4 protein-coding genes and 1 pseudogene are annotated in these 3,794 nt (G+C 49.0%); all 5 read left to right on the top strand.

From position 1 onward, the window contains the following. Window positions 1–82: 82 nt before the first annotated feature. Window positions 83–298: pseudogene (locus tag QMN93_RS25535) on the top strand (EamA family transporter); the annotation flags it as partial. Further along, window positions 295–630, top strand: coding sequence for a hypothetical protein (locus tag QMN93_RS25530; RefSeq protein WP_016236507.1), 336 nt, complete (start codon window positions 295–297; stop codon window positions 628–630). The pseudogene QMN93_RS25535 and the gene QMN93_RS25530, both read left to right, overlap by 4 nt. A gap of 221 nt (window positions 631–851) precedes the next feature. Beyond that, window positions 852–1,874 (top strand): IS110 family transposase, encoded by a 1,023-nt coding sequence (locus tag QMN93_RS25525; RefSeq protein ID WP_001572362.1) that lies wholly within the window; start codon window positions 852–854, stop codon window positions 1,872–1,874. 1,045 nt (window positions 1,875–2,919) lie between these two features. After that, entirely contained in the window at window positions 2,920–3,249 is a 330-nt protein-coding gene (locus QMN93_RS25520; protein ID WP_000493286.1) for a type II toxin-antitoxin system RelE/ParE family toxin, read from the top strand. Continuing rightward, window positions 3,230–3,511: a helix-turn-helix transcriptional regulator gene (locus QMN93_RS25515; RefSeq protein WP_000780222.1), complete on the top strand. Its 282-nt coding sequence runs from the start codon at window positions 3,230–3,232 to the stop codon at window positions 3,509–3,511. Before QMN93_RS25520 ends, QMN93_RS25515 begins: the two co-directional genes overlap by 20 nt. Window positions 3,512–3,794 lie beyond the last annotated feature (283 nt).

The raw sequence follows: 3,794 nt of genomic DNA, 5'->3' as shown, positions 1-3,794 counted from the left end.
GATTCAAGCAAGCCAACTTGTCGTCAAAATCGGTGTTGCAAAAACGGGAGTGACCATAGATTCCGTTTTCTGAGACGTCCCCAGTATGGCAACCACGATCAGTCTGCTGGAGCCGGTTATAGCCGCACTGCTGGCCGTTGTGCTCGTCGGTGAAAGGCTGCCGCCTTCCGGATGGGCAGGCGTCGGACTGATAGTTGCGTGTCTGGGGCTCATCACCGTTCCGGCTGGAAAGTTACGTTTCAGTCTGTTCCGGCAACGGAAAGAAAACTTTGAAATCGCAAAAAGGAAAGAATTATGAAAGATAAAGCGTCATTTGACTCATTTTCGGCTCTCGATATGCGTGCCGGTACCATCATCAGGGTTGAGGAGAGTAAAACATCAAAGCCCACCTGGCGCATGACTATTGACCTAGGACCAGAACTGGGAACAAGGGTGTCATGCGGTGCGTATACTAACTATGCAGCAGAAGACCTGCAGGAAACGCAGGTAATCTGCATCGTCAATCTGGGTACCATGAAGATGGGACCTGAAAAGTCAGAGGTGCTGGTACTTGGTGTGTCTGATGGTTCAGGCGGGACGATCCCGCTGACGACAGAAAAGCGCGTCGATAACGGTGAATGCGTTTTCTGAAAATCGGCAGATAAAGCCACGTATGGGCAAGAAAATGCTTCCTAAAAATTTCAGTGAATATGTCTGCTTATCGCTCAAAGCTGCCTGTCAAAGTGGTCAAGCTTCACATAGCTCAGAGGTACAAAAAATAACCTTAACGAATGGAAGGGACTTCCCCTGGATATGCGCCTGATTAACTCTTGTGCAATCATGGGGTAAACATAGCCCCGGAGGGATTCGTTATGACCATCACGACTGTCGGTATCGATCTTGCTAAAAATGTGTTCGCTGTTCACTGCGTTGACCAACACGGTAAAACTGTTCTGGTTAAACCCAAAGTATCGCGTGCTGCCCTTCCTGAGCTGATTGCCAGTTTACCTCCCTGTGTTATCGGGATGGAGGCATGCTCCGGGGCTCACTACTGGGCAAGGTTGTTTCGGCAATATGGTCATGAACCACGGCTGATGGCTGCTAAATTTGTATCTCCTTACCGCATGGCCGGTAAATCAGGCAAAAATGATGCAGCTGATGCTCAGGCTATCTGTGAAGCAGTTCGTCGCCCGCATATGCGGTTTGTACCAGTGAAGGATGAGAGCCAGCAGGCGATGCAATGCCTACACCGTATCAGACAGGGTTTTATCGAAGAGAAAACAGCAACATATAACCGATTGAGAGGTTTGATATCGGAATTCGGTGTCATCGCCCCACAAAGTACAGATGCCCTGCGTCACATGGTTTCTGAGCAGAAGAGTTCTTTGCCACTTCAGGTTCAACAATGTGTTAATGACCTGCTGGAACACATTGATCGTATTGAAGATAATATTACTGAATATGACCGGATTTTGTCCCGCATGGCAAAAACAGATCACCGCAGCCAGCGATTGATGGAACTGAAAGGGATTGGTCCCACAACGGCCTGTGCGCTGGTCGCCAGTATCGGTAATGCACACGATTTTAAAAATGGGCGACAACTGGCAGCCTGGCTGGGACTAACGCCATCGCAGTACAGCAGTGGTGGGAAATCAAAGCTTGGCAGGATAACTAAAGCTGGCGATTCGTATCTGCGAACGCTACTGGTTCAGGGGGCTCGTTCGGTTCTGATTGGTGCCGAGAAAAGGACTGATTTATTCAGTCGTTGGGTCTGTTCACTGGTCGATCGCAGAGGATACTGGCGTGCCGTTGTAGCCATCGCCGCCAAAAACGCAAGGCTGTGCTGGGCATCATTGCATTATGGTGATGATTTCAGGCTGTACTCAGCCAGCTAAAGCACGAAACAAAATAACCATCTGACCTGCAATTCGTTGATGATAAAGGGTTAGACCCCGTGAGGCCTATCTGGCTATTGTACAGGATATACGTATCCGCTTAACGAACAAGAACCTCACGCGCGTCTTTCATCAGGGTCCGAATCGATGACGATTCATCATGGCCGTTTATAGTACCGCAGTCTCTCCCCTTTATTTTTACTGAAGAGCAGACAGAAACCATAAACACCGGCGTTGACACGCCGGGGAAGCCCTTATAGTACAATAATTTTCGAAATCCAACCCATCCCGCCTACAGGAATGACGGATTTTTCGGCGGTTCCGGCGTAGACCCACCACAACTGCTGTATAGCTTGTGGGTAAGTGATAATGAAGTGCAAACGAGATGGCGCAAATACTCTTTTGGTTTATCTTTTAATTACTTACGTATTAAAAGATAAACCAAAAAATAAAAGACATTACTGTTATCCCCTTTAAAAAGTGGATAACCGAACAGCATCGGCGCGAGCGCCTCAAAAGTAGCTCCCCACGCTAAAGCGCGGGGCATTCAGAACGGAATCCCTCGATGGCTAACAGCTCGCCTGTTAGCCATCGAGGGATTGGACAAATCCGGCCACGCCGGATACGTCAGCAAATATCGCTGAAGAATTAGCTTACACGCTCGTAAGCGGCTCTTACGACCCGCTAACGCGGAGATACGCCCCAACTGCGGCTTCGCCTTGTTGTGACCACTCCGACCGCGCACAAAAGCCTCTGAGCCGCTTTTAGCGGAATATGGCTTTGCAAGGTGAAGGGATGGATAGGCGATCCCTTTCGATCCCTCACTGGTATCGGCGGCTAACCCTCGGTGCTACCTGTCATTTCATCCTGCCGCCTTACATGCGCTAACGCGCATAAATCCCCGTTCCTCAGTGGAACGAAAACTCACGCTAACAGGGTAGTGACCGGGTAGCCACGATAACTGCCAACAAAATTAGCTTATAGGTTAATTCTACCTTGTCTGAAATTAGCCTATAGGTTAATATTAATAGAAATGGGAGGTCACATGTTTAGCGTTGTTTATCACCCGGAAGCCAGGGAAGAAGCCACAGCATTACCCGTAAAAATCAGGGTGAAGTTTGACCGTCTCATCGGCAAACTGGAGTATGACGCCCGATTACTGCGGGAGCCGGACACGAAGCCCCTGGGCGATGGACTTTTTGAGATCCGCACGATGGGGACGGACATAGCCAGGGGAATCTGGGTATACCACAAAGGCAATACCATCATCATGCTCCGTGTTTTCATCAAGAAGTCACAGAAAACGCCAGCGAAAGAAATCGATCTCGCCAAAAAGCGGTTAGCGGAGGTACTTAATGAAACTGGTAAGCCATAAAGAACTGCATAACGAGTGGATGCAGGACGATGAATATCGCGCTGCATGGCAGGAAGAAGAACGTAAGGAAAAGCTCAGGGAGCTGCTTGCTGAATGGCGCAAGCATGACAACCTGACAAAAGCGCAGGTTGCTGAACGCATGGGGGTTACACCTCCGGTTATTTCTCGCCTGGAAAACAACATCACCAAAGCCAGCATCGACACACTGACCCGCTACGCTCACGCCTGCGGCATCAAGAAACCTGTCATTGCCCTGTACTGAATAGCCAGCCCTCCGGGGCTGGCCTTTTTGTTTCGGTCAGTCCCAAAATTTTGTTAAAGCAAGTTTAAAATGTCACCTGTTTCTCCAAAGTTGAAATGTCACTTCTAAGCCAATCTATTTATACATAATCTTTACATCTTTCCCCGGTGACAAAGTGCTAATTGGTCTGTAATGTTCAATGTGTGGCAGGCAAGCCGCCGGTGACTTAGGGAAGGTGCGAACAAGTTCCTGATATGAGATCATCATATTCATCCGGAGCGCATCCCAGAGGGACATCATGAGC

The sequence above is a fragment of the Enterobacter sp. R-1.6.2 genome, from assembly GCF_035064085.1.
Taxonomy (GTDB): Bacteria; Pseudomonadota; Gammaproteobacteria; order Enterobacterales; family Enterobacteriaceae; genus Enterobacter; species Enterobacter asburiae_B.
Note: the sequence above shows the minus strand (reverse complement) of the source record. Positions and strands in the feature narration are given on the sequence as shown.